Raw genomic sequence first — 24,869 nt, 5'->3', positions numbered from 1 at the left:
CCCCAATTGTTAGACACAGCCTAACAATTGGGGTGCACTTCACATATATAGGTGGCTTTTGTACGACAAAAAAAAGAGCTCTGCTATACAGCAGAGCAAAAGAAAAATATATAACCCTATGAAAATAATACAAATTATTGATACTTTCAAAAGACGAAATTTAAATTTCCATCACAATAATAGCTATGTTTAAGTATGAAACATTCTACCTTCACTATAGCTATGAATATTCTTATTTTAGAATTCCATAGTATCCAAATAGCTCTTTGAGAGATACCTCAATACCGAACTTCTTCAAAGAATCTTTTCTTTGTTCAAAGAGAAGTTCTAAAACTTTTTTCTTATCTTTGTCTCTTCCATAATGAATCAACCTATGACAGTTCGGACATATACTAACTATATTTCCAACAACATCTAAACTATTTTCAAAATCATGTTGCATTCTTAACGGTATTAGATGATGGGCCTCCATATAATTTTTTCGGCTGGCTTCCGATACAAATGTTTCATGTGTGTCATCTATTTCACATTTAAATTCTGCCTGTTTAATAGCTTGTTTAGCTTTTTTCGGATCACGAGGCCATACTTCCCTACCAGATTCCATTTTAGTTTTTTTTCGATTTTCCGATTTCTCTTCTTCTGCAATCTTTACTTTACTAAAATCCGAATCAATATTAGTAAATCCTTGTGGTGTATGGTTCAATTTGTAGCCAAAGAAAGCTGCAAATTCGATTGCTTTAATGTTTACAGGTTTTAGGTCCTTAATAAAATAGATGTATTCCCAAGTTTCATCATTATCGTTTGTTTTCTAAATTTTTCTAGCCACATCTGGGTTATGAGTCTTAGCAAAAATTGTCCCGAAAAACTTAAATTCCCCTTTAGAATATGCTAAAATCCCGTCACCCTCTTTTAACTTTTCCCATCTATCAACATTTGAAGAACCAGGAGTTGCTCCCCACATACATACATTCTCATGTAATTCATTATCTTTAAGTTTAGTTACTGTATCGGCATCTAAATCTGCTAAACATGTAGAAATAGGATATGTTTTTTCAATAGTAGCTTCCAAATTTTTTATAGCACTATCATTACTTGCAGTAAAAAGATATAACATATTTAATTCCACCTTTTTTAAATTTCATTATATTTCTTTTTAGAGTCTCGAGATTTCTCTACTGGATATTTTTTATTATTTTTTCTATTTTGTTTATAATAATCTCTTCTAAGTCAATATCCAATTGATCTGCCAACTCATCTTTCATGTCTTCTTTTTTTGTTTCTACAGCTTCCTCACTGCTTTTCCACTGAAAATTCTCCAACAACTCACTCGCCTCTAAAGAAAGAGAAATAGCTAAATCTTTAGGATTGTGGAACTGCTTCCAGTTCCTATCATCCCGAAATTTTAGGACTTTCTCTAAAATAGTTTGATTCATTTTTTGAATCCCCCAGTTACTTTTCATTGGTAAACTCTTCTATTTATCAGGTAAACTATCATAAAAACGTTCAATGGCCGCTACTAAAACTAAATCTTCTAAATGAGCAGTTTTAGGGTTGTTTATTTTTAAAAACATCAAAAATACCAAATCCCTTATATCACAAAGGATTTGGCATTTTTAAGTATCTAGAACACACGCTAAATTTAAGGAGAAATTAACAGACATGCGTCCGGCATAATGCCATGTCCACACCCAAGGATCGGTTACATAAAATAACGTATCTAACATGGGAAGTCTATTGGTCTTTTCCCCTTATAGTAACACTCTCTTCTACTAAGACCTTTTCTTTCTAGGACCTACAATTAATTTAATCGCTGTTCTTTCTTCATTATTGATAGAAATCTCTTGAAATGCTGGTACGAAGGCTAAGTCAATACCACTTGGAGCGACGAACCCTCTTGCAATCGCAATTGCTTTAATCGCTTGATTTATAGCTCCAGCCCCAATCGCTTGAATTTCCACATTACCACTTGTTCTTAGCACTCCTGCTATTGCACCCGCGACTGAATTTGGGCTTGATTTTGAAGATACCTTTAATATATTTTCCATGTAAGTTGCTCCTTCTATTATTTAATCTCTCTTTCGTTACAATTTTAAATATTTTAGCGTATCTTTAATTACTATTCACACCAAAAACAAACGATGCTTCATATGTACATTTATTCTATATTTTCTGACTTCTTCCTGCCCAGCTACACAAATAAAAAAATAAACTAAATAATCTAATATATATACGATTAAATATCATAACTTCACCAAACAATAACATCCATACAGCAAAAGATAATATTGCTGTTTGTCAGACGAAATTAATATAGTAAAGTGAAACTTTACTCAGTGGGGGTTTTGTTCATCCCCCAACTAACTTCTTTGCTTTCACTGAATTTTGAGGTGGGGTCTTACTGCTCGGAAAATAGCGGGATAAACGTTTCCTCGTTACTTTAATCCATTTAGAAATCCCATTCATTTTTCTATCAAATCATGAACCTTATCATCTTCAAAAAGTGTTACAGGTAATACCCCAATACTATATTTCATCATTTGAGCACTTTATATTCCACATCTATCTCCTTTTATAGTACAAGCATACACGCCAATTTTGATTCATTTTCATAAACTATTATGTGTTTTACATTTATTAAGAATAGGAGGTAATATATTGGGTTCATACTATCATTCTTCAAACTCGTATAAAAAATGCTCATGTAAATCTTCTTCCAGTTCAAATAAAAAATGTTCATGTGACCATTCACATAAACGAAGCTGTCCTGCATACGGAACTTTTTGGCAAACTGAATTTATAACTGTTCCTTTTGGCAACCCTTTTCCATTTAATCACGTTGGACCTTTAGCAGGAGGCGTTTCCTTACTAAACCCTACTACTATACAATTTAGACAAGCTGGTGATTATAGAGTTTCGTTCATTTCCAGTATTAATACTACTTTAAATCCTGTATTTCCACATATCCCAGTCATAACTATATTTTTAAATAACAATCCACTTGCTAATAGTCAAGGTGACTTCGCTATTCAAATGAATACTTCATCAAATAACGAATGTCTTCAACTCATTGGCGAAACGATTGTTACAGTGCCAGCTAATTCAACTCTTCAACTTAGAAATAATAGTGGCTTTAATCGTCAAAGTATTGTAACTTGTGACAATGGTATAAATTCAGTTGAATTAACAGTTACAAAACTAAGTTAATATTATTTCTTTACATTCAGATGCTATTTCAGCATCTTTTTTTATTGAATAACAGTTTTCTTCGACTTTTATTATCTTTCATCACGCAAAAAAAGTGCAGAATTCTTTCTAACACAAGATTTCTGCACTTTTATATTATGCTTATTTATTCTTCCTTATTTCTCTACATAAACCGACTTAACAATCGTACGATTATATGGTTTTCCTTCTTTATTCATCCCTTTTATATCCATCGTAACGTTATATACTCCCGGTTGTTTTATATCTTTCAAAGCACCTGTAAATGTATTCGTATTAACATTTTGTAATTCATTAAATTCAGAGACTAACTTACCTTCTTTATTAACGACTCTTACTGTTATGGAAAGATCCCCTTTCATTTCAGGTGCCACTGGTGATTTTTTCAGTTTATACTCAGGTTTATTTACTTTAACTTTTGTAGGCATTTGAAGAACAAATGGCGCGCTATTATTGTAATCGCTTACAACTAAATATGCATCTTTCGACTGCTTCGCCATCATTTTGATTTTCCATTCGCCTACTTCCAATTTATCAAACTTAAATGTTCTAATTGTCGCCCCATTAAAGAAAGATTCGCCTTCACCAGTAGTTATAGCGCTATCTTTGTTTGCATAGATTTCTCCTTTTGGAGATACCATTTGTACTTCTACATCAGAAGAAGCAGTTAGTACAGAAACTATTCCTTCAGCCTTTTTATCAACAGAAATACTTTGCTCTATCCACTGATTTTGTGGTAATTCGCCTCCTAAAATATTTTGATTTGAAGTTGTATTTAATTGTTCTAGATTTTCATTTGAACTAGTGCTGGATGCTACTAAAGCTGGTAACCCCACATTTGTCGTACGTAAATATGGTTCAATTCGTGCAAAAACAGCTGATCCTTTTCTTATATTGTCATGATCAAATCTGGAATCTGTAAATAAATGTGTACCGTACGATAGCTTCGCACTCCATTCATTTACTAGTCCATCATTTGAACCGTACGATGATAAATATAACCCGCCCATAGATAATGCAGAAAATGTTGGTCCCCAGCTAGTCCCAGTAGCCGTATAGTAACGGTTTAATTTAGCTGCTGGGTTGTTATCTATTATTGAACGAAACTTTGCCATTTCACCTATTTGTAACGAATACGTACCATCATCTTTTTGACCTAATATAGAAGCAAGCCACCCTGCCCACCAACTATATGACAAATCTGCTAAATTTGAGCCATGATGCGGTGTAGCAAGTGTAATAACATTTCCAACAAATCGATTCGCACCATATTCAACTAATGCAGCTTGTGTATCAATTCCACCTTTACTATGCGCTACAATATTAACTTTCTTACCGAAATGATTATATATTTCTTCAAGTTTTTGTGCCAACAATTTTCCGTTATCCCACTGACTAGCCGAACCTTTCCCCGCTGCATCATACAATTGTATAAACACTGTTTGATAGCCTGCTTTTAAAGCATAATCATACATATCATTTATATCATGATATACTGTCTTTCCATACCAACTATCAGCATTACCATTTCTTCCTTGTACAAAGAGAATTGGCGGTTTATTCTCATCATAATTAGCAGGTTTTTGGCCTAAAAACCATTCTCCAGGTGTGAATACTTCTGTATCAGGAAACCCCTTTCCAAGCTCTTTTACAACTTCTGCCTGTACATTTGTGCTAATCGTTGGAGCCATGATAAAAAATACAATTAGTAAGGCCACACATCTTCTCATCAGTCGCATATTACTCCCCCTATTTTTTTGAAAGAAGGTGTTCTTTATAATATTTTATATTTTCCCTTCCTTAATAATAGCTAATCTTTTATTTTAAAAAGATGTTAGCCCTATTTTTAGAAGGTTACTAGTTGTATACCCTCTTTCTTAACTCTCGTTATTCTCTTTGTTTCTACCTCTTCCTTTTGATAGAATACGACAAAAAAGTTTCTCAATAATTGTTTACTTAGCTACATCCAGATATTTTTTAAATCAATATTGTTTATATAAAGCATACAAATCTTGAAAAAATTTTAGTGAAAAAACATTTTATTACTAGTTAGTTATTTAAAAATATAATAAAGATATGTACTTTCTTTTCATTAAATACAAACTAATTTTAAAGGAGCTTATATTATAAGACTTTCCTACGATTAAAAATTAAACTGAAATTTCAGAATAGAAAATCACATTTCCAGAAACATATATTATGATAATTTCCGCGCACTTGAATTAACTTTTTAGAAGTACTAACCTATCGGTGAGCAGAAGAAAATTCTGTAAAAAGAAAGGAGAATACTTTATGATGACCAATTTACAAAAGGAGTTTTTTAAACGCTTAAAAATTCCTGCAAAAGAAATAACATTTGATGATTTAGATGAAATTCTCTTAAAAATGGGAATGATTCTCCCCTATGAAAATCTTGATATTATGGCTGGTACTATTAAAAATATCTCAAAAGATAACTTAATAGAAAAGTTACTTATTCAAAAACGAGGTGGACTTTGTTATGAATTAAACTCCTTATTGTATTATTTTTTAATTGATTGTGGGTTTCAAGTATACAAAGTAGCCGGTACTGTTTATGATCTGTACGATAATAAATGGAAACCCGATGATGGTCATGTCATTATCATATTAAGTCATGAGGATAAAGATTATGTTGTGGATGCAGGTTTTGCATCTCATCTCCCTTTACATCCAGTCCCTTTTAACGGAGAAGTCATCTCCTCTCAAACAGGAGAATATCGGATTCGTAAGCGAAATACTCGAAAAGGTACGCATATTTTAGAAATGAGAAAAGGAGCTAACGGGGAATCTACAAGTTTCTTACAATCTGAACCTTCAAACGAATGGAAAATAGGCTATGCTTTCACTGTAGATCCAATAGATGAGAAAAAAGTGAATAACATTCAACAAGTGATTGTAGAGCATAAAGAATCTCCTTTTAATAAAGGGGCTATCACTTGTAAATTAACTACTTATGGTCACATATCATTAACAAATAAAAATTATACAGAAACCTTTAAAGGCACTAAAAATAAACGACCAATAGAATCTAAAGATTATGCTCGCATTCTTCGTGAATCTTTTGGAATAACGCAAGAGAAATATGTAGGAAAAACACTAGAAAGAGGTTAGTTGACTACAAGTATTTCATAATAAAGCAGATTCTATATTTAGAATCTGCTTTATTTTATACTTTGTTATAAATTAATTTAATTTTGTTGTTACCCTTTAATTTTCAATTATATATTCATCATCATATTTATCATATTGTAGCCCTTCCCCTATCTTTGACTCCGTAACTTGATCTCTTAAAAACGGTGCAGCATCCATTTTGCTAGTTGCAATTTCAATTCCATATTTTTTCGTTAAATGAGCTAACTCTATTAAAAACCACTCTCTTCGCAATGTAACTGGAATATCCAATGTTTTTCTTTTCATATATAATAGCACCTCTTTTATTTTCATAGCTTAACAACATCACTGGATGCACTTATTAAAACTACCTTTCACCGCTAACATCCAACGAAACATTATAGTATATGCATGTCCATTTCAAACGTGCTATCACAAATATGATATTTGAGTTTACATAATTATATTATGTAATAGTAGAAAAGGAAGGCATGTCCCTTCCCCTTCTACTATAGAGATTTAAATTAAGAACATCTTGGTACACCTAAAGCTAAAAATAAACCTGCTACTCCCGCAGTAATCGGTACTTTTAACGTAATAACATCATCTACCTTCGTTACTAAAAAGTAAGCATTACCTTCTTGTAATATACAAGTTACCAACAATTGAAATTCCATTCAAATCTCCTCCTTTCAATCGATATACTATAATTTATGAAATCTCTTTCAAAAAGTAATAGGAAATACATCCATTTTTCCTTATATATAAAATAAATGTTTATAAGTTCATTAAAAATATTAATTTTCTAAATTTATACAAAACGTGTAATATCCAATAAATTCCTATATAATCAATAAGAAGAATCTTACAAATGGAGGTATGAAAATGTCGATTTTAAGTAATATTGGTGCAGCTTTATTTTTTATTGCTTTTATTCTTTTAATCTTATGTATCATTTCATTCTTTAAGAAAAATGGAAAAGCAAAACAATATGGACGTCCTACCGTTATTCTTTTTATGATTTCTATTATATTAATAACGGCCGGTACAACAAAATCGGAACACCCCGTCGTCGAGTTTTTTTCTACTTTAAGTTTCATTCTATTTATATTCTTCCTTGTTCTAGCAATCTTATCTGTTATTAAGAAAACAGGTGTAGCGAAAAAACAATTTATTATTACAGCCGTATTATTTGTCATTTTTGTTGCGCTATCAGGTATTTCAGATCCTTCTTCTGAAAAAACGACAGCAACTAGTACAAAAGTTGCCTCTAATAATGAAGAGCCAAAAGATAGCGAACAGAAAAAAGAGCTAGAAAAGAAAGAGGCGGACGAAAAAACTCAAAAGCAAGGAGATGAGAAGCGTCTAGCCGAAGAACAAGCTCGTAAGCAAGAGGATGAAAAACGTCAGGCTGATGAACAAGCTCGTAAACAACAAGAAGAGCAAAAACGTCAGGCTGATGAACAAGCTCGTAAACAACAAGAAGAGCAAAAACGTCAGGCTGATGAACAAGCTCGTAAACAACAAGAAGAGCAAAAAGCACAGCAAGCTCAAACACAACCTGCTTCAGGAAATACTAGTAGTGCATATTACAAAAATTGTGCCGCAGTTAGAGCTGCCGGGAAAGCTCCTCTATATAAAGGACAACCAGGTTATGACTCACATCTTGATCGTGATGGCGATGGAGTTGCATGTGAAAAATAGTAGTAAAAAAGAAGCTTCTAGTAAGCTTCTTTTTTATTATCAGAAACTATTATGACGAATTCCCCCTCTTCCTTTTATAAAACTCATCTTATTATCCTCAAAATTGACACATTATAAGTGATTTCAATCACCACATTGTTTTTCATTTATCGCTATTTTTAATTCAGATATTACATTAAAACTTTATGGAGGCATTCATATGGAACATACATTTACTGAAACTTCAATTGTTGGTGAGATTGTTACACAATTTCCGAAAGCTAGTGATCTTTTTAAATCATATAGAATAGATTTTTGTTGTGGCGGTAATAAGCCACTTATTGATGCAATTCATGAAAGAAATTTATCAGCTACTGAAGTGCTTACAGAGTTAAATACGCTTTATCATAATACGAAACGATTAAATGAATCGAAAATTGATTGGAAAAATGCTTCTTATCGTGAATTGATTGATTATGTTATAAATAAGCATCACCGCTATTTAAATGAAGAATTACCACAGTTAAGTCCATATGTGACAAAAGTATTACGTGTTCATGGGGCAAGTCAGCCTCATTTAGCTCAAATTCATAAGCTATTTCATGAACTTAAAATGGAATTAGAACAGCATTTAATTAAAGAAGAAATGGAAGATTTTCCATTAATTTTAGAATTTGAACAAAATCCAACTAATGAAAACTATGCTAAGTTACGTAAAGTAGTAAATGAACTAGAAAATGAGCACAATCATGCTGGAAATATTATAAAAGAACTTCGTAAAGTGACAAATGACTTTACTCCTCCAGAAGGTGCTTGCGGTACTTATCGACTTGTTTACCAACGCCTCGAAGCGCTAGAGTCTGATTTATTTGAGCATATTCATTTAGAAAATAATATTTTATTTCCGCGTGCCATTACGAAAGCATAAATCAAGTGCAGGACATGAGTGTAAATACTTATGGCCTGCTTTTTCGTTTCGCGAAAAATATTCACATCCCCTTCACATAAAACCGAATTTTAACAATTTGTGAATCATTATAAAAATGTGATAAATATCACATCTCCCCCTTATTTGATTTTCTATAATAAAAATATAATCCTTTGTTCAATATTTCACATAAAAAGGGGAAACGAAAATGAAAAAACGTTTAGTTATGATCGGAAATGGTATGGCTGGCATTCGCTGTATGGAAGAAATCTTAAAACATGATAGTGATTCATATGAGATTACTATTTTTGGAGATGAACCGCATCCAAACTACAACCGCATTATGCTCTCTCATGTTTTACAAGGCAAAACAAATATGCAAGATATCATTATGAATGAATACAGTTGGTATGAAGAAAACGAAATAACTTTGTATACGGATGAAAGAGTTCAAAGTATTAAACGAGAAGAAAAAATTATTATTACAGAAAAGAAGCGTACTCTTACATACGACAAGCTCATTATCGCAACAGGTTCTAGTGCTTTTATTTTACCTGTTGAAGGTTCCGCACTTTCTGGTGTAACAGGATTTCGAACTATTGAAGATACACAATTTATGATAGATACCGCTAAAGAAAAGAAAAAGGCCGTTGTCATTGGTGGCGGGTTACTCGGTTTAGAAGCCGCAAGAGGTCTAATTGATTTAGGAATGGACGTACATGTTGTTCATTTAATGCCTAGCTTAATGGAGCAACAACTAGATACGAAAGCAGCTGCTCTTCTGCGTGAAGATTTAGAAGCACAAGGCATGAAGTTTTTAATGGAAAAGAAAACTGTAAAAATTCTTGGTACAGACCATGTTGAGGGCATTCAATTTGAAGACGGTGAAGTTGTAGATTGTGATTTAATCGTAATGGCTGTCGGAATACGCCCAAATACGCAAATAGCAAAAGATGCTGGTCTAATTGTAAATCGCGGTATTGTAGTCAATGACTATATGCTAACAAATGATGAGTCCATTTATGCAGTTGGAGAATGTGCAGAGCATGACGGTATCGCATATGGACTTGTTGCTCCTCTTTATGAACAAGGTGCGATATTAGCAAAACATATAACAAATTTACAAACTGATGGATATTCGGGCAGTATCGTCGGTACACAATTAAAAGTTGCTGGTTGTGATTTATTCTCTGCTGGCCAAATTTATGAAGATGATCAAACGAAAGCAATATCCATCTTTAATGAATGTAAACGTTCCTATAAAAAAGTATTAATTCGTGATAATAAAGTCGTCGGTATCGTTTTATACGGTGATACAGCTGACGGTACACGCCTCTTTAGCATGTTAAAGAAAGAAGAAGATATACAAGAATATACAGCCGCTTCTCTTCTTCACAAAGCTGGTGAAGAATGTGAACTTGACGTTGCTACTATGAGTGCGAATGACACAATTTGCGGATGTAATGGTGTTACGAAAGGAACAATCGTTCACGCCATTTTAGAACAAGAGTTAACGACTTTTGAAGAAGTTAAAGGCTGTACGAAAGCCGCAGGTTCTTGTGGTAAATGTCGTCCACTTGTGGAACAAGTTTTATCTCATACACTTGGAGATGCTTTTGATGCCTCAGCGCAATCTGCCGGTATGTGTGGATGTACACCTTTATCCCGTGATGAAGTCGTAGCGGCCATTCACGAGAAAGGCTTAAAATCTCCAAAAGAAGTACGAAATGTTCTTGGTTTTGCACATGAAGACGGCTGTTCGAAATGCCGCCCTGCTTTAAACTACTATTTACGTATGGCGATTCCAGAAGAATATGAAGATGATAAATCGTCCCGTTTCGTTAATGAAAGAATGAATGGTAACATCCAGCACGATGGTACATTCTCTGTTATTCCACGTATGTACGGAGGCGTTACAACAGCTGATGATTTAATGAAAATTGCTGAAGTTGCGAAGAAGTATGATGTTCCACTTGTGAAAATTACCGGTGCAAGCCGAATTGGCTTATACGGTGTCAAGAAACAAGATTTACCTAACGTATGGGCTGACTTAAATATGACTTCTGGATATGCGTATTCAAAGTCTCTTCGTAATGTAAAATCATGTGTTGGCTCTCGTTTTTGCCGTTTCGGTACGAAAGATTCATTAGGACTTGGTATGTTGCTTGAACAATCATTAGAAATGGTAGATACACCTCATAAAATGAAAATGGGTGTAACCGGTTGTCCGCGTAACTGTGCGGAAGTACTGACGAAAGATTTTGGCGTTGTTTGTGTCGAAAATGGATATCAACTTTATATTGGCGGAAATGGTGGTACAGAAGTACGTGAAGCTGATTTTGTAATGATTGTCCCTACTGAAGATGATGTCCTTCGCATCGCTGCAGCTTACATGCAATATTATCGTGAAACTGGTATTTACGGAGAGCGTACCGCCTACTGGACAGAACGTTTAGGCTTCGATCATATAAAAGAAATACTACAAGATGCAAGTATGGTTACTACGTTAAATGAACGTTTCCAAACAGCTCGTAGAACATATACGGAAGCATGGGGACAAGCACTAGAAACGAAATCATTAAAAGCGATGTATGAAGTAGAAACTGTGAAATAAGGAGCTGTGATCTAAATGATACAAACGAAAGAAAAAATAAAAGTTATGCGTGCGGAAGATCTTGCTATTCAAATCGGTAAAGAAGTGCAAATGAAAGGTATGTCTATCGCCCTATTCCGCCTTTCAAATGGCAATATTCGAGCTGTAGAAAATCGTTGTCCTCATAAAAACGGGCCATTAGCGGAAGGTATTGTATCTGGAGAATTCGTCTTTTGTCCACTACATGATTGGAAAATTTCACTACTAACAGGTGAAGTTCAAAAACCTGATGATGGTTGTATTCAAACGTATGAAGTAGAAGTTATTGACGGAGATATTTATATATACATGTAATTTACAAAAGGAAGCCTCCCCTGGCTTCCTTTTAAATAAAAATAGACGAGGTGCGAATATGAACGGATATGTATATTTAGTTGGTGCAGGACCAGGTGATGAAGGGCTTATTACAAAAAAAGCGATAGAGTGTTTAAAACGTGCAGATATTGTTTTATATGACCGTTTACTAAACCCTTTCTTTCTTAGCTATACAAAACAAACATGTGAACTTATGTATTGCGGAAAAATGCCAAAGAATCATATTATGCGACAAGAAATAATTAACGCACACCTTCTTCAATTTGCGAAAGAAGGCAAAATTGTTGTCCGATTAAAAGGCGGAGATCCATCTATTTTTGGCCGTGTTGGTGAAGAAGCAGAAACTTTAGCAGCAGCAAATATTCCATATGAAATTGTACCAGGCATTACATCTAGCATCGCCGCTAGTAGCTATGCAGGTATTCCCCTCACTCACCGTGACTACAGTAATAGTGTCACTTTATTAACCGGACATGCAAAAGGTCCCTTAACCAATCATGGAAAATATAATTCATCTCACAATAGCGACACGATTGCCTACTACATGGGTATAAAAAACTTACCTATAATTTGTAAAAACTTACTACAAGCAGGAAAAAAAGAAGATACGCCAGTAGCAGTCATTGAATGGGGTACAACTGGTAAACAGCGCGTTGTCACAGGGACACTGTCTACCATTGTTTCTATTGTCAAAAACGAAAATATTTCTAATCCTTCTATGACAATTGTTGGTGATGTTGTTACTTTGCGGAGTCAAATCTCTTGGAAAGAACGTAAACCATTGCACGGCAAGAAAATTTTATTTGCAGCTGCAACAAATAAAAAAAACGCAATAAAGCAAAAGTTACAAGAGTCCGGTGCAGAAATATATCAAATTCCAACTTTCAAAAAGAAAGAATACACATTAACCTCTGAACAAATCAATAAGATTTTTAACGTTGATCGTCTTGTATTTTGTTCCGCTGACAGTGTAGACATCTTAATGCAATCATGCAGTAAATATCATAAAGATATTCGTTCCTTACAGGCAGAACTTCAGTATATGAACCTTTCTATTCAAGAAAAGCTCATGCAATATGGATTGTTCAGTAAACCTGCGCAATTTTCTTCGAATTCAACGATTTATTTAGGACGAAACATTAACCGAATTGCTGTTATTCAAGAAAAAATTGGTGCTGGTTCCTATATGATGACTCATGAGTACACAATTGATCATCGCTTCGATGAAATTCATTCACGTATTCTTTCTGAATTCTCATGGGATAGCATTGTATTTGAAGGTCGTGCTTCTATTGATACGTTTCTAGCAGAAATAAAACGCCTTGGCTTTATCAATATTCTTACTCTCCCATTCTCGTATACCGACGTTCCAACTTTACACTATGCAAATAAAGTTGGGTTTCATAACGTAGATCATCAATTACAAGAAACTCTTATGAAGAAAGACATGGTGAGACAATGAAAGGAATTGTATATGTTGGACATGGGAGCCGGCTACAAGAAGGTAATGAACAATTCATTCAATTTATTCAATCTGTTATGAAAGAGCGAAACGAAAGAATTCAAAAAATAGCTTTTCTAGAACTAACGACACCTACTATTTCGGATGCAGTTACAGAAACGATAATAGAGGGAGTAACTGAAATAATGATTGTACCTGTTTTATTATTTGCAGCAGCTCACTATAAACGTGATATTCCTTTTGAAATAGAACAACTACAAAAGAAATATCCACAAATAACATTTTCAGTTGTACCTCCTTTTAGTACACATCCACATATGGTGGAACTTGTAGTGAAAAGAATACGTGAAGCTATGCCAATGCAAAATAGTAGTATTTTACTCGTAGGACGAGGCAGTAGTGATACACAACCGATACATGAATTACAACTAATCGGAGCAGCTGTCGAACGAAAACTTGGTATGCCAGTATCCTGTTCCTTTTTAACGAAAGGAACTCCCTCTTTCGCTGTTGAGCTCAAGGATATAACATCGACTGCGTCCCATGTATATGTCATGCCGTACCTTCTCTTTACCGGATTATTACTTCAAAAAATTGAATTGCATACAAAAAAATATAACCATGTTACGACTTGTAACTGTCTTCAGTTTGATACATATATGAAACTAACATTGTTAGAACGAATGGAGGAATGCATATATGTATAACATGTACCCTCTTATGTTTAATCTACAAAATAAAGTCGTTGTTATCATTGGTGGAGGTAAAATTTCATATCGAAAAGCGTCTGGATTAAAAGATACAGGCGCTTTCGTCACTGTTGTCAGCCCAGAAATTTGCGAGGAAATGAAGGAACTTTCTTATATTACTTGGAAGCAAAAAGCTTTTAGTAATGATGATATTAAAGATGCTCACCTTATTTATGCAGCTACAAATCAACACGCTGTAAATATGATGGTCAAACAGGCCGCTCATGATTTCCAGTGGGTTAACGTTGTAAGTGATGGTACAGAATCATCTTTTCACACACCTGGCGTTATAAGAAATAATGAATATGTTGTCACTATTTCAACTTCTGGTAAAGATCCATCATTTACGAAGCGTTTGAAGCAAGAACTAACATCTATATTGCCTAAACTTATAAAAAAGATTTCTCGTACACATAAATTGTAATCTATTTCTTAGTTAAAATAGTAATTACCTTTGGACAAACGTTTTTTAGGGGACGTTTGTTCTTTTTGCTTTAGTTTCGTTTTTTAGGATCAGACAAACAATTGGACAAGAATCTGTGAAGAAAAATAACGGCAACAATTACGGACAAAAAAGCAGTTGCTTGAGAGCAACTGCTTCAATACAGGTTTTATATTGGATATTCATTCAACCAAATTAGCGCTTGTTCATAATCATCAAAAAATCTCACAGATTCTTTCGTATTAGATTGTTGTAAATAATCCATTATCTCCCCCTCTTCAAGGAGAAATGCAATTGCCTTACTGTGATTCAAAATGATTTCATTGAAGAACTTCTCTTTCCATACTTTTTGAACAGAAAAATGATTTGGCGTGTATCCTTTTCTATCCACCAACAATTTGTATTTCCGCCCTTCAGAAATGAATTGCTGACAAACCTGCTCAAAACCATTAAACCATTCATACACATCATCTGTTTTTATATTGCCAACTAGATGGGTAACAATTATATCTCCTGAAACTGTTGTGCTGATATTCTGTTTACTCAACTTGGAATCCCCCTTAGTTACAATTTTGCGAAAAAACCGCATAAAATCAATAAAGAAAAAATTCTTACTTGACACTCCCACCCCACCGCTATCAAACTAAGCTCATGTAACGTCAATTATAAGCGAAATTGTATCTTTTTTCGCAAGTCTATATGTAGATGCTTTAAAGATTTTCATACGAAATCACCCGCAACGAGTTTCCTTTTTTTGAATTAAGCTACTTGATTATCAGACATGGTACAATTGTAAACGATACCCAATATATCATAGACTGTTTTCTTCTCATATTTATGGGATTTCCGCCATCATTTACCGCCTCAAATCTATTCGTTTTAACACGTATATTCAAAACAAAATATATGACAAATAAATAACGACAGTTACTGTAATAATGCTGAAAAGTGTTGAAAATAAAACGATTTGTGCATGTAATTCAGGCTCTATTTGATATTCCATAGCAATGGTTGATGTATTTCTTGAAGTAGGAAAAGAACTTGCAATAAATAATGATTGTGCAACAATACCATCGATGTTTAGTATGTATATTACGACAAGTGCTAATAATGGTCCCATCAGTAACCTTCCAATTAAAGCCCATGTTATGACTCGATGGAAAAAATTAAGTTTAATGTTAGATAATTGTGCCCCTAGCAATATGAGTGCTATTGCAACAAAACCATTCGCAAGCTGATTAAGAGGTAGCAAGATAGAATTAGGTATTTGAATTTTAAAAGATTGAAAGAGAACCCCTAATACGAGCGCATGAAATACAGGCAGTCTTAGAAATGATCGAATAATACCTCCGATTGTTTTTGTTGCTGATAGTAAGTTATATATCCCATATGAATAAGTTAAAAGATTCTGGAAAATAACAATAAAAATTTGAATGGAAACCCCCACTGGATTGTGACTGAAAATCAATTGACTTACTGGTAACCCATAATTACCGGAATTCATTAACGAAATGCTATTTTTTAGAGCTGCACTTTCTCCTTTTTCTAACTTCAATATTTTTGAAATGAAATGACTTACTATGATCAGACTCAGACTATAAAGCATTAAATAGTATATTATCTGGAGCAAAAAACCTGTTTCTATACGAATATCATATATATTCACAAATACAGCCGCTGGCATTAAGCAATAAGTAATAAGTGTAGATAGCTGCTTTAAGTTAAATTGGAACTTTCTTTGTAAGATTGCACCAATTAGCATCAATATTAATATCGGTAATATTACGTCTAATATAATAAATACAAACATTTAAAACCTCATTCTAAATATATTTTAGTTGGATTAAACGCTTTACTAAATGTGGACACATTTCATTCATCGGAAAACACCCTTAGTCTCAATAATCAGAAAACTGAAATCGATAATATGAAAATGCTCATCAAAAATTCTTATTTCATTTCCCTCCCCTCTCTTTTCTTTAACATATCAAATATAACTCATAAAGAAAATTATGGATTATTTATACAAATTCATAATTTTATCTTATCGAACTGAACTGTATTCTTTAGTGTAGTACTTTTTTCACAATATCCGTTAGCCTTACCAAAAAATTTGGCCCTAAAAAAATCTGATACTGCAGTTACTATGCGAAGAATACTTACATCAATCCCATACTTGTCGCTTAAGCCACCTAACACACCTGATACTTGTTTATCTTGAGTGGACTTATATAACTTTTTCATCTAAACACCCCGATCCAATTAAATATTTGCATTCTAAAAATGAGTTCGATCTTTAGAATATATTTAAGATTTCCTTCACTAATCTGCCCTTTAATTGAATAACTTTTGACTTCTATATTTTAAAATAAAATTCCATAAGCCTTCTGTTTTTCATTTTAAAAGCACATTCTTATAGAAAACAAGCGTTTATTGAGATATCAATAAAAACATGTTGAAGCCTATTACTAAAAGAACCATCCCAATATACTTTGGGATGGTTCTTTTTCCTTATTAATGATTCTTTAACATCACTAACAATTTCTCTTGGCTATACATCCATACTGTAATGATTAAACAAGCAAGTGCGACTTCTGATAGTGCCATAAATCCAATTGCATAATGACCTGTTAATTGGAATAGTAATGTTAAAATTAGCGGTGGGAAGAATCCTCCTAGTCCACCTAAAGCTGATACGAGACCATTTACAATACCAGCTTGTTCTGAGAAATACATTGGAACGAGTTTGAAGATTGTACCATTACCAATCCCTGCACAAAATGCTACTAGTAAGCAACCAAATGTATACACGTTCATACTAGGCATAAATGATAAAATAATACCTGATAGTGTTAAACCGATAAATACGAAGATTAATATTTTAAATGGATTAAACTTATCACCGAGCCAACCACCAATCGGACGCATAATTGTTGCGAGTACGATGAATCCGGCTGTCCGCATACCTGCATCTACTTTCTCTAATCCGAAATGAGATACTAAAAAGTTTGGTAAGTATACGGTAAATGCGACAAATGATCCGAAAGTTAAAAAGTAAAAGATACATAAAAACCAAAGTTTCTCATTTTTATATACACCTTTTATTTGTTCCATTAGTGGTGTACTCACTTTTTTCTCTTTACGATCACCTAATAAAAAGTTCATAAGTGCAAACGCTGCAAGTAAAACTAAATAACATTGTACTGTCGTTCTCCAGCCAACTGAAGTTGCAATGACAGGTGCTAAAAACGAAGTAATTGCTGTTCCGGCGTTACCGACACCGTAAATACCATTTACAAAACCGTGACTCTCTTTCGGAAAGTATTTTGGTAAAGAGGTTACTCCTACAGAGAATACAGCTCCACCAATTCCTACAAATAATCCACCAATAATTAAATCCATCATAGAATTAGCAACACTAATATAAAAGACAGGAAATAATAATAGAATAAAACTAATATAGAATAATTTTCTTGCTCCGAAACGATTTGTCCAATAACCAATTGGAATGCGAAGAACAGAGCCTAAAATAACAGGTACTGCTGTGACCATAGAAATTTGTCCCGCAGTTAATGGAATATCCGCTTTAATATAAGGCATTAATGATGATAAAATGACCCATACCATAAAACCGATAATTAGATTAGAAGTTTGTAAACTTAATTGAAAATTAGGACTTTTCATCCTGTTCCCTCCTATGTATGCATAGTTAAATTCATTCTCTCCAGCCCAATCACGTCCTAACATCATTAGGCTGAAAAGAATCAACCACCACTTACTGGCGGAATCATTGCTACGACATCACCAATTTGGATGATGTCATCCTCATTTGCGTATTCTTCATTTATCGCGACCATAATCTCGTTTGAAATTGCTATGTTGTATTTCTTAGTGAGGACTTCCTTTAATTCCGCAACCATAATATTTTCATAGTCTATATACAAAGCCGGCTTACTTGCTCCTTCTTGCAAATGTGCAAATAATAGTACTTCAATCATATTCTCATCTCCTTTCCAGGCTCGCCATTACCATATGCTGTTTTCTCTAACTGATCACCTATCCACGACTCTCCATCTTCCCAAAACTCTTTTTTCCAAATAGGAACAATTTGTTTTATACGCTCCATAATATATTCATTCGCCTCATAGGCCGCTTTCCGATGTGGTGTAGACACAGCGACAACGACAGCAAGATCAGAAATTTGTAATGTACCAATGCGATGTGTAATAGCGACATATGTCCCCGGCCACTTCTCTCCTACTTCAATGCTAATTCTCTCAAGCTGTTTCTCCGCCATTGTCTTATAAGCTACATACTCTAAATGTAGCGTACGACGCCCTTTCGTAAATTCTCTAACAGTACCAATAAAAGTAGTAACTGCACCACACTCACGACGAATTACTTTGTTTGTAACCTCCTCAATTGAAATAGGTGTATCAATTACTTCATAATACGTTTGTATCATTTTGCACCTCTTATCTTTGTATAAGTTAGTAATCTATTTTTCTATTATTTGTATGATCGAAGTGGTTCTTCCCACGGCCACTCACTTCCGTTGTTTGATTCTAATAACAGTACCGAAACAGTAATTCCAGCTTCAAATCCTCTCGTTCCCCCTGGTAAAACGATAAATGCATTCGCTTCTGCAAGTGAAGAAATTGCGCTAGATTTATCTAAGCCAACTGGTGTAACTTGTAATTGACCATCTATAATTTCTACTCGCCCTCTTACAAATCGAGTAAACGGATTTGCTTTCGGGAAGTCTTTCTGTAAAATTGCCTCTGTACGATATACGTGTGGATCTTTCCTATGCAAGTATGTTCCAATGACTGGTCGAACATATAATTCACACCCGACATAACAAGCTGAAGGATTACCAGATAAACCAAATAGTAGTTTTCCTTCTACCTCAGCTACAGTTGTCACACTTCCTGGTCGCATCGCTATTTTGTTGAAAAGTACATTTGCTTGTAATTTCTCATAAATAGCCGGTAAATAATCATAGTCCCCTACTGAAACGCCACCAGTTGTAATTAAAATATCGACTTCTTTCATCGCTTTTTTTACAGTGTTATAACACGTCTCTAAATCGTCAGCGAATTGCCCATAATACTGTACAACTCCGCCGGCTCGTTCAATTTGAGCAGCAATCATATAAGAGTTACTATTTCGAATCTTCCCTGGCTTTAATTGTTCATGTACTTCAAGCAGTTCGCTTCCTGTCGTTACAATTCCAATAACCGGCTGTTTTATAACATGTACGGAACTATAACCAAACGTAGCAAGAAGCGCTGCTACTCCAGGATTAATAACAGTCCCTTTTTTCACAAGAATGCTATTTTGGTTTACATCTTCTCCTTTAAAAGAAATGTTATCGCCAGAAGAGAAAGAGCGTTTTAATACCATATAAATCTTTTCGTTTTCTTCAAATCCTTCCGTTAGTTCTAACATAACAACCGCATTACACCCTCTCGGAATTGCGGCTCCTGTCATAATACGAACAGCTTGAAATGCTTTCACTTCTTCTGTAAAAACAACCCCTGCTCCAATTTCACCAATCACTTCAAACTGAATAGGGTTACTACTACTTGCTTCTTTCGTATCTTCTGCTCGAATCGCAAACCCGTCGTACGGAGAGCGATCAAAATGCGGGACATCATGATCTGCAATAACATCTTTTCCAAGCGTTCTACCGTAGCTTTCTATAAGAGAAACCTCTTCTATTTCACCCTGATAAGCATATTCCATTACTCGTGCAACTGCTTCTGCCACTGGAATTGGATTACGTTTTAATACCATTCTTTTTCACCTCGTTTTTGGAAAGTGAAACTCACTTTCTATTCAGCCTATATATTTTGCGTACAATCGTTTTGCTATTTTCACATCATTTGTCCCATGAATAAATGCCCTACCGTCTGTAAATAAAACGAAACGATATTCATCAATTAGAAATGCTAGTAAGTACGGCGTTTTTTGGACATGTACAATTTTTTGTAATCTTTTTTTGATTTCGTTTAAATTTAGAACTCTCTTTATTCCTGGACGGATTTGGACTGTATTCCGTCCGCATAATACTTCCGTTTTCATCTGCGCTTCAAATGTTAAACTTGGATACGTACGTGTATTTCCGCAAGATGGACATGTACTTTTTTTCTGTTTATTTACTTTTAATGAGAGAAATTGATTGTTCCAAATATCAAATGATAACATTGTTCCTCTTAGCGCCTCGAAATCATCCACCAATATTTTCATTGCTTCTGTCACTTGGTGAGCAACAACCACCTGTACAGCTGGCTGAATAACTCCCGCTGTATCACATGTTGCACCGCCCATAGGTTGATCCATTAAGCATCGAAAACATGGTGTTTTTCCTGGAAGAATTGTGTACGTTACACCGTAACTTCCAATGCATCCACCGTATACCCAAGGTATATTTTCTTTTTGTGAAATATCATTTATAAGTAGACGCGTATCAAAATTGTCAGTCGCATCTAATATGAGATCCACTTCTTTCGTTAACTCTTCCATTTCTTTCATTGTGACATCCGTTACAACTGGTACAATTTCCACCTCAGAATTAATCTTTCTTACATGTTCTGCCGCTGCAATTGCTTTTGGTTTGCATTGTTTTGCATCTTCTTCTGTATATAACTGTTGCCGCTGTAAATTACTCCATTCGACATAGTCACGATCGGCAATTGTCAATTTCCCAATTCCCATCCTAACGAGTGCTTCCGCATTCGCAGCTCCTAGTGCACCCGCACCGATTAGGAGCACATGTTTCTTTCTTATTTTTCTTTGTCCCATTTCACCAATTCTAGAAAACAACACTTGCCTTGAATATCGCTCTTGCATAAGGAATCCTCCTTTCACTACCCGCCAATATACGACATTTCAACTTTTTGACGTTTATTTGTACTTTCCACCGTTCTTTCATCTGAATATCGATCTGTTCTATATCGCCATGTATGTTGGAGAATTTTTAGTAGTGAGGCATCCGAAATATTTTCTCTAAGAAGCGTTCGCAAATCCGTTCCTTTTTCTCCAAATAAGCATGTATAAAACTTGCCGTCTGCCGAAATACGGGCTCTCGTACAAAAAGAACAGAATGAATCAGAGACTGAAGTAATAAATCCAACTTCGGCATCGCTTCCTACATATCGATACAATTTCGCAACTTCTCCAAAGTAACGAGGTTTAACAAGTTCAATTGGATATACACGATTAATTTTTTCTATTAATTGTTCCTTCGTAACGACTTGTTCAAAGTTCCATCCGTTCGTACTGCCTACATCCATAAACTCAATGAAACGTAACTGTATTTCTTGTTCTTTAAAATACTGAGCCATAGGAAGAATTTGACTATCATTCATCCCTTTTTTTACGACCATATTTACCTTTACTTCTAATCCAGCTGCCTTCGCTGCTTGAACTCCTTTCAATACAGGTTTCGTACTTATATTTCTTCCATTAATTTTTTGGAAGACATGATCCTCTATTGCATCTAAACTAATATTTACTCGCTTTAATCCTGCGTCTTTTAGCGCCTTAGCTTGTTTTGCTAAATGAATTCCGTTTGTTGTGAGTCCAATATCTTGTAAGCCTTCTAGATTTGTAAGTCTTGCAATTAACGTCGATAAGTCTTTACGCAATAAAGGTTCACCGCCAGTAAGCCTAATTTTATTAACTCCCATACTTATAAATAATCTCGCTAACCTTTCTATTTCATCGAACGTTAATAAAAGCTCTTCCTTTAAAAAAGCGTAATCAGGTCCGAACACTTCTGCAGGCATACAGTATGTACACCTAAAATTACAACGATCAATAACTGAAATACGTAAATCTTGAAGTGGCCGCTTTAAAGAATCTTTTATGTTCTCGTGCATCTATATCCCTTCTTTTCTGCTGCAATCCTTAGTAAGCTTTCGTTTTTTTATTTGCCTTTATTATAAAAAAGAAGCTACATATTCAATGTGACTTTTCTCACATTACTTTCCCCATTCAAAAATTTTTCACAAATCCGTTCGAATTTTGTTCACATCTTTAATCTCATCTACTTTGTGTATTGAATTTTTCAAACTAAAAACTGAAAATCTCTTCCCCTTACGGTCATTGAAATTTCAATTTATTTTTAAAATAGCTCTTGCATTTTCATCATATTTACACTCAAAATAGGAAATGTATTGCTTATAAGAAGAAAGGTGATCACTGTGGCAAACAGTATGACATTATCTCAAGATTTAAAAGAATTACTTGCATCTGTTGAATATAAAATGCAGATAAAAAAAGGTAGTTTTATTTTTCAAGAAGGTATGGAGGCAACAGAGCTCTATATCATCCACTCAGGAAAAGTACAAATTAGTAAACTAAGTGCTGACGGACAAGAATTAACACTTCGAATTTGTTCAGAATATGACATTATTGGAGAATTAACATTGTTCACGGACAATGCGAAATACTTATTAAATTCAAAATGTCTTGAGGATGTGGAAGTAGGCGTTATAAAGCGTGAAGCGTTAGAAAAAGCATTACTCCAAAAACCTGCACTCGTATTTGAATTTATGAAATGGATTAGTGAACATTTAAGAAGAATGCAAACGAAGTTCCGAGATTTAGTATTACACGGCAAAAAAGGTGCCCTGTATTCTACCCTTATACGAATGACAAATAGTTACGGTATATTAAAAGAAAATGGGATTCTCATCGATTTACCATTAACAAATCAAGAACTTGCTAATTTCTGTGCAACTTCACGTGAAAGTGTAAATCGAATGTTAAATGAATTAAAAAAGCAAGGTACAATTTCAATTCATAAAGGAAAGATTACAATCCACGATTTACAATTTTTAAAATGTGAAATTGCTTGTGAAGATTGCTCTGCTTCTGTTTGTAGCATTGATTAGCATCTTATTTAGATGCTAATCTTTTTTCAATTTAAGCTATTTATTAACGGTTATTCCCTATGTAAACAAAAACGAGGCCTTCCATATTAGAACTCGTTTCGTTTTAACCATTAGCTCCTATCCGTTTACAGCAGTATTATTTTTTCAACTCATTAGGAATACGTCTTCTGTAAATTACATAACTACGGCTTACATATTTAATTGGGGCACTAAATACATGTACTAGTCTTGTAAATGGCCATACTGCGAATAAACCCATCCCTGCAAGAATATGAATTTTAAACCATACTGGTACTTCCATCATATATTCAACTTTCGGTTGGAAAATAAAGAGACTTCGGAACCAAGGGCCAATTGTTGTACGATAATCAAATCCTTTTGAATCGATATTTAAAAATGTTGAAGAAAGTCCTGCTAGCATTACGATAAGTAATAAAATAAGCGCAATATAATCTCCCTTTGTACTCGTTGCAATGATACGTTTTACAGTTACGCGGCGGTACGTTAATATAATTAAACCGATGATAGAAGCAACACCTGCCGGAAGCCCAAAACTAATTGCTATTACATGATACATATGCTCAGAAATACCTATTGAACGGTATACAGCTTCTGGAATTAAAATCCCCATAACATGACCGCCAATTACGAACATAATCCCAAAGTGGAATAATAGACTTCCGATTCGGAGCATTTTCTTTTCTAATAGTTCACTAGATTTTGATGTCCATCCAAATTGATCATAGTTGTATCTAAAAATATGTCCACCGATAAAGATTGCAAAAATGATATAGGGAAACAATACCCATAGAAATTGATCCATCATTTTAACAACTCTCCTTTCTAATTTGTCTGTACACCCCATGTATCGATAGCGAGTAGAACAGCCGCAAGAATTGGTTCATACATACTACCTGCTTCTTTTAACTGAACGTGTAATGCTTGGATGTTCTCCTTGTATTTACTCATAATTGGTTCACTGTCTATCTCATTTGCATTTGCAAAAAACTCAAGCAATAGCGGTAAATAATCAGGTAGTTCTTTATCTGTTACTTCAAAACCAGATTTTTTATAATGCTGTTTTAACTCCAGTAATTCAATACCTCTTTCTCTTTGTTCACCAGTGTTCATATAAGTAAGATACATATTTGTTTTCTTACCAAAATCGAATGTATATACGTAACTATCAATGAGTTGATCATTCGTTTTATTTAGCGCTTGTTTTATAAAGGCTGTAAGTGATGCTTTAACTTCTTCCTTTTCTATCGTTTCAATCTCTTCTTGCAATTCAGTTACAGCTTCTCTCCACCCTAGTTCAGGATAGGAGAGAAGAAAAGAAGAACAAGAAAAAGCAGTTTGTAAACTTTGTTTCATCATTTT

The 24,869-nt window shown here is 34.2% G+C and carries 28 protein-coding genes; 10 read left to right on the top strand and 18 right to left on the bottom strand.

Features of this window, described 5'->3' with window-relative positions:
- Positions 1-232 precede the first annotated feature (232 nt).
- From MR168_RS03175 to MR168_RS03160, 4 genes are all read right to left on the bottom strand, one after another.
- Complete coding sequence (locus MR168_RS03175) at positions 233-703, bottom strand: HNH endonuclease (protein ID WP_006929631.1); 471 nt, start codon at positions 701-703, stop codon at positions 233-235.
- 105 nt (positions 704-808) lie between these two features.
- Complete coding sequence (locus tag MR168_RS03170) at positions 809-1,114, bottom strand: hypothetical protein (protein WP_000966113.1); 306 nt, start codon at positions 1,112-1,114, stop codon at positions 809-811.
- Between the two features lie 58 nt (positions 1,115-1,172).
- A complete protein-coding gene (locus MR168_RS03165) occupies positions 1,173-1,460 on the bottom strand; it encodes a nucleoside triphosphate pyrophosphohydrolase family protein (RefSeq protein WP_002025705.1) in 288 nt (95 codons plus the stop codon).
- Between the two features lie 309 nt (positions 1,461-1,769).
- Positions 1,770-2,045 carry a stage V sporulation protein S gene (locus MR168_RS03160; protein WP_000427801.1) on the bottom strand — a complete coding sequence of 92 codons (276 nt, stop codon included), beginning with the start codon at positions 2,043-2,045 and terminating at the stop codon, positions 1,770-1,772.
- 610 nt (positions 2,046-2,655) lie between these two features.
- On the opposite strand from MR168_RS03160, the gene MR168_RS03155 reads away from it, so the two are divergent.
- Entirely contained in the window at positions 2,656-3,204 is a 549-nt protein-coding gene (locus MR168_RS03155) for a hypothetical protein (protein ID WP_006929626.1), read from the top strand.
- Positions 3,205-3,359: 155 nt separating this feature from the next.
- On the opposite strand, the gene MR168_RS03150 is transcribed toward MR168_RS03155, so the two are convergent.
- Positions 3,360-4,961, bottom strand: a complete 1,602-nt coding sequence (locus tag MR168_RS03150) for an esterase/lipase family protein (protein WP_048567931.1) — start codon at positions 4,959-4,961, stop codon at positions 3,360-3,362.
- Between the two features lie 553 nt (positions 4,962-5,514).
- Between MR168_RS03150 and MR168_RS03145 the strand changes: the two genes are divergently transcribed.
- Positions 5,515-6,354: an arylamine N-acetyltransferase family protein gene (locus tag MR168_RS03145; protein WP_086412142.1), complete on the top strand. Its 840-nt coding sequence runs from the start codon at positions 5,515-5,517 to the stop codon at positions 6,352-6,354.
- A 96-nt stretch (positions 6,355-6,450) separates the two neighbouring features.
- Here the strand turns inward: MR168_RS03145 and MR168_RS03140 are convergent, their stop codons facing one another.
- Together MR168_RS03140 and exsG are read right to left on the bottom strand one after the other, a co-directional pair.
- Complete coding sequence (locus MR168_RS03140; RefSeq protein WP_000824206.1) at positions 6,451-6,660, bottom strand: hypothetical protein; 210 nt, start codon at positions 6,658-6,660, stop codon at positions 6,451-6,453.
- Between the two features lie 218 nt (positions 6,661-6,878).
- Entirely contained in the window at positions 6,879-7,031 is a 153-nt protein-coding gene (gene exsG, locus MR168_RS03135) for an exosporium protein ExsG (protein WP_000395679.1), read from the bottom strand.
- Positions 7,032-7,239: 208 nt separating this feature from the next.
- Between exsG and MR168_RS03130 the strand changes: the two genes are divergently transcribed.
- The 7 genes from MR168_RS03130 to MR168_RS03100 all read left to right on the top strand — a co-directional run bounded on the left by MR168_RS03130 (position 7,240) and on the right by MR168_RS03100 (position 14,568).
- Positions 7,240-8,058 carry an excalibur calcium-binding domain-containing protein gene (locus MR168_RS03130; protein WP_103597662.1) on the top strand — a complete coding sequence of 273 codons (819 nt, stop codon included), beginning with the start codon at positions 7,240-7,242 and terminating at the stop codon, positions 8,056-8,058.
- A 199-nt stretch (positions 8,059-8,257) separates the two neighbouring features.
- Positions 8,258-8,965: an iron-sulfur cluster repair di-iron protein gene (ric, locus tag MR168_RS03125; protein WP_097856352.1), complete on the top strand. Its 708-nt coding sequence runs from the start codon at positions 8,258-8,260 to the stop codon at positions 8,963-8,965.
- Between the two features lie 208 nt (positions 8,966-9,173).
- The gene (nirB, locus tag MR168_RS03120; RefSeq protein WP_086411513.1) at positions 9,174-11,579 is read left to right on the top strand and encodes an NADPH-nitrite reductase large subunit; all 2,406 of its coding nucleotides are present in this window, start codon (positions 9,174-9,176) and stop codon (positions 11,577-11,579) included.
- A gap of 15 nt (positions 11,580-11,594) precedes the next feature.
- The gene (gene nirD / locus MR168_RS03115; protein ID WP_006922447.1) at positions 11,595-11,912 is read left to right on the top strand and encodes a nitrite reductase small subunit NirD; all 318 of its coding nucleotides are present in this window, start codon (positions 11,595-11,597) and stop codon (positions 11,910-11,912) included.
- 58 nt (positions 11,913-11,970) lie between these two features.
- On the top strand, positions 11,971-13,395 hold the full coding sequence (locus MR168_RS03110; protein WP_086411514.1) for a uroporphyrin-III C-methyltransferase: 1,425 nt from the start codon (positions 11,971-11,973) through the stop codon (positions 13,393-13,395).
- Positions 13,392-14,102: a sirohydrochlorin chelatase gene (locus MR168_RS03105; protein ID WP_006922449.1), complete on the top strand. Its 711-nt coding sequence runs from the start codon at positions 13,392-13,394 to the stop codon at positions 14,100-14,102. Before MR168_RS03110 ends, MR168_RS03105 begins: the two co-directional genes overlap by 4 nt.
- Positions 14,095-14,568 (top strand): precorrin-2 dehydrogenase, encoded by a 474-nt coding sequence (locus tag MR168_RS03100; RefSeq protein ID WP_086411516.1) that lies wholly within the window; start codon positions 14,095-14,097, stop codon positions 14,566-14,568. Before MR168_RS03105 ends, MR168_RS03100 begins: the two co-directional genes overlap by 8 nt.
- 187 nt (positions 14,569-14,755) lie before the next feature.
- On the opposite strand, the gene MR168_RS03095 is transcribed toward MR168_RS03100, so the two are convergent.
- The 9 genes from MR168_RS03095 to moaA all read right to left on the bottom strand — a co-directional run bounded on the left by MR168_RS03095 (position 14,756) and on the right by moaA (position 22,472).
- Positions 14,756-15,175, bottom strand: a complete 420-nt coding sequence (locus MR168_RS03095) for an STAS/SEC14 domain-containing protein (RefSeq protein ID WP_080120259.1) — start codon at positions 15,173-15,175, stop codon at positions 14,756-14,758.
- A 303-nt stretch (positions 15,176-15,478) separates the two neighbouring features.
- A complete protein-coding gene (locus MR168_RS03090) occupies positions 15,479-16,396 on the bottom strand; it encodes an AEC family transporter (protein ID WP_086411517.1) in 918 nt (305 codons plus the stop codon).
- 221 nt (positions 16,397-16,617) lie between these two features.
- Complete coding sequence (locus MR168_RS03085; protein WP_061684623.1) at positions 16,618-16,830, bottom strand: PspC domain-containing protein; 213 nt, start codon at positions 16,828-16,830, stop codon at positions 16,618-16,620.
- 270 nt (positions 16,831-17,100) lie between these two features.
- Positions 17,101-18,270 carry a nitrate transporter NarK gene (gene narK / locus MR168_RS03080; protein WP_006922453.1) on the bottom strand — a complete coding sequence of 390 codons (1,170 nt, stop codon included), beginning with the start codon at positions 18,268-18,270 and terminating at the stop codon, positions 17,101-17,103.
- A gap of 80 nt (positions 18,271-18,350) precedes the next feature.
- Positions 18,351-18,584, bottom strand: a complete 234-nt coding sequence (moaD, locus tag MR168_RS03075) for a molybdopterin converting factor subunit 1 (protein WP_006922454.1) — start codon at positions 18,582-18,584, stop codon at positions 18,351-18,353.
- The gene (locus tag MR168_RS03070; protein WP_006922455.1) at positions 18,581-19,051 is read right to left on the bottom strand and encodes a molybdenum cofactor biosynthesis protein MoaE; all 471 of its coding nucleotides are present in this window, start codon (positions 19,049-19,051) and stop codon (positions 18,581-18,583) included. The genes moaD and MR168_RS03070 overlap by 4 nt, the downstream gene beginning before the upstream one ends.
- A gap of 44 nt (positions 19,052-19,095) precedes the next feature.
- Complete coding sequence (locus MR168_RS03065) at positions 19,096-20,385, bottom strand: molybdopterin molybdotransferase MoeA (RefSeq protein ID WP_086411518.1); 1,290 nt, start codon at positions 20,383-20,385, stop codon at positions 19,096-19,098.
- Positions 20,386-20,427: 42 nt separating this feature from the next.
- Positions 20,428-21,441 carry a molybdopterin-synthase adenylyltransferase MoeB gene (locus MR168_RS03060; RefSeq protein WP_016122392.1) on the bottom strand — a complete coding sequence of 338 codons (1,014 nt, stop codon included), beginning with the start codon at positions 21,439-21,441 and terminating at the stop codon, positions 20,428-20,430.
- A gap of 17 nt (positions 21,442-21,458) precedes the next feature.
- Positions 21,459-22,472 (bottom strand): GTP 3',8-cyclase MoaA, encoded by a 1,014-nt coding sequence (moaA, locus tag MR168_RS03055; protein WP_086411519.1) that lies wholly within the window; start codon positions 22,470-22,472, stop codon positions 21,459-21,461.
- A 324-nt stretch (positions 22,473-22,796) separates the two neighbouring features.
- On the opposite strand from moaA, the gene MR168_RS03050 reads away from it, so the two are divergent.
- Entirely contained in the window at positions 22,797-23,489 is a 693-nt protein-coding gene (locus MR168_RS03050; RefSeq protein ID WP_000013865.1) for a Crp/Fnr family transcriptional regulator, read from the top strand.
- Positions 23,490-23,625: 136 nt separating this feature from the next.
- Here MR168_RS03050 and narI read toward each other — a convergent pair whose 3' ends face one another.
- Together narI and narJ are read right to left on the bottom strand one after the other, a co-directional pair.
- The gene (gene narI, locus MR168_RS03045) at positions 23,626-24,315 is read right to left on the bottom strand and encodes a respiratory nitrate reductase subunit gamma (protein WP_000969209.1); all 690 of its coding nucleotides are present in this window, start codon (positions 24,313-24,315) and stop codon (positions 23,626-23,628) included.
- 17 nt (positions 24,316-24,332) lie between these two features.
- Positions 24,333-24,863 carry a nitrate reductase molybdenum cofactor assembly chaperone gene (narJ, locus tag MR168_RS03040; protein ID WP_016122390.1) on the bottom strand — a complete coding sequence of 177 codons (531 nt, stop codon included), beginning with the start codon at positions 24,861-24,863 and terminating at the stop codon, positions 24,333-24,335.
- Positions 24,864-24,869: the final 6 nt, after the last annotated feature.

Origin of the sequence: Bacillus cereus group sp. BfR-BA-01356, from assembly GCF_022663635.1 — a bacterium.
In the GTDB taxonomy this organism is placed as follows: Bacteria; Bacillota; Bacilli; order Bacillales; family Bacillaceae_G; genus Bacillus_A; species Bacillus_A cereus.
This window is presented reverse-complemented; position numbering and strand designations above follow the sequence as displayed.

Bases quoted from the DNA above. Each gene is read 5' to 3' on its own strand.
- MR168_RS03170 (WP_000966113.1), bottom strand. From the start codon at position 1,114: ATGTTATATCTTTTTACTGCAAGTAATGATAGTGCTATAAAAAATTTG.
- MR168_RS03165 (WP_002025705.1), bottom strand. From the start codon at position 1,460: ATGAAAAGTAACTGGGGGATTCAAAAAATGAATCAAACTATTTTAGAG.
- MR168_RS03160 (WP_000427801.1), bottom strand. From the start codon at position 2,045: ATGGAAAATATATTAAAGGTATCTTCAAAATCAAGCCCAAATTCAGTC.
- MR168_RS03150 (WP_048567931.1), bottom strand. From the start codon at position 4,961: ATGCGACTGATGAGAAGATGTGTGGCCTTACTAATTGTATTTTTTATC.
- MR168_RS03145 (WP_086412142.1), top strand. From the start codon at position 5,515: ATGATGACCAATTTACAAAAGGAGTTTTTTAAACGCTTAAAAATTCCT.
- MR168_RS03140 (WP_000824206.1), bottom strand. From the start codon at position 6,660: ATGAAAAGAAAAACATTGGATATTCCAGTTACATTGCGAAGAGAGTGG.
- exsG (WP_000395679.1), bottom strand. From the start codon at position 7,031: ATGGAATTTCAATTGTTGGTAACTTGTATATTACAAGAAGGTAATGCT.
- MR168_RS03130 (WP_103597662.1), top strand. From the start codon at position 7,240: ATGTCGATTTTAAGTAATATTGGTGCAGCTTTATTTTTTATTGCTTTT.
- ric (WP_097856352.1), top strand. From the start codon at position 8,258: ATGGAACATACATTTACTGAAACTTCAATTGTTGGTGAGATTGTTACA.
- nirB (WP_086411513.1), top strand. From the start codon at position 9,174: ATGAAAAAACGTTTAGTTATGATCGGAAATGGTATGGCTGGCATTCGC.
- nirD (WP_006922447.1), top strand. From the start codon at position 11,595: ATGATACAAACGAAAGAAAAAATAAAAGTTATGCGTGCGGAAGATCTT.
- MR168_RS03110 (WP_086411514.1), top strand. From the start codon at position 11,971: ATGAACGGATATGTATATTTAGTTGGTGCAGGACCAGGTGATGAAGGG.
- MR168_RS03105 (WP_006922449.1), top strand. From the start codon at position 13,392: ATGAAAGGAATTGTATATGTTGGACATGGGAGCCGGCTACAAGAAGGT.
- MR168_RS03100 (WP_086411516.1), top strand. From the start codon at position 14,095: ATGTATAACATGTACCCTCTTATGTTTAATCTACAAAATAAAGTCGTT.
- MR168_RS03095 (WP_080120259.1), bottom strand. From the start codon at position 15,175: ATGCGGTTTTTTCGCAAAATTGTAACTAAGGGGGATTCCAAGTTGAGT.
- MR168_RS03090 (WP_086411517.1), bottom strand. From the start codon at position 16,396: ATGTTTGTATTTATTATATTAGACGTAATATTACCGATATTAATATTG.
- MR168_RS03085 (WP_061684623.1), bottom strand. From the start codon at position 16,830: ATGAAAAAGTTATATAAGTCCACTCAAGATAAACAAGTATCAGGTGTG.
- narK (WP_006922453.1), bottom strand. From the start codon at position 18,270: ATGAAAAGTCCTAATTTTCAATTAAGTTTACAAACTTCTAATCTAATT.
- moaD (WP_006922454.1), bottom strand. From the start codon at position 18,584: ATGATTGAAGTACTATTATTTGCACATTTGCAAGAAGGAGCAAGTAAG.
- MR168_RS03070 (WP_006922455.1), bottom strand. From the start codon at position 19,051: ATGATACAAACGTATTATGAAGTAATTGATACACCTATTTCAATTGAG.
- MR168_RS03065 (WP_086411518.1), bottom strand. From the start codon at position 20,385: ATGGTATTAAAACGTAATCCAATTCCAGTGGCAGAAGCAGTTGCACGA.
- MR168_RS03060 (WP_016122392.1), bottom strand. From the start codon at position 21,441: ATGCAAGAGCGATATTCAAGGCAAGTGTTGTTTTCTAGAATTGGTGAA.
- moaA (WP_086411519.1), bottom strand. From the start codon at position 22,472: ATGCACGAGAACATAAAAGATTCTTTAAAGCGGCCACTTCAAGATTTA.
- narI (WP_000969209.1), bottom strand. From the start codon at position 24,315: ATGATGGATCAATTTCTATGGGTATTGTTTCCCTATATCATTTTTGCA.
- narJ (WP_016122390.1), bottom strand. From the start codon at position 24,863: ATGAAACAAAGTTTACAAACTGCTTTTTCTTGTTCTTCTTTTCTTCTC.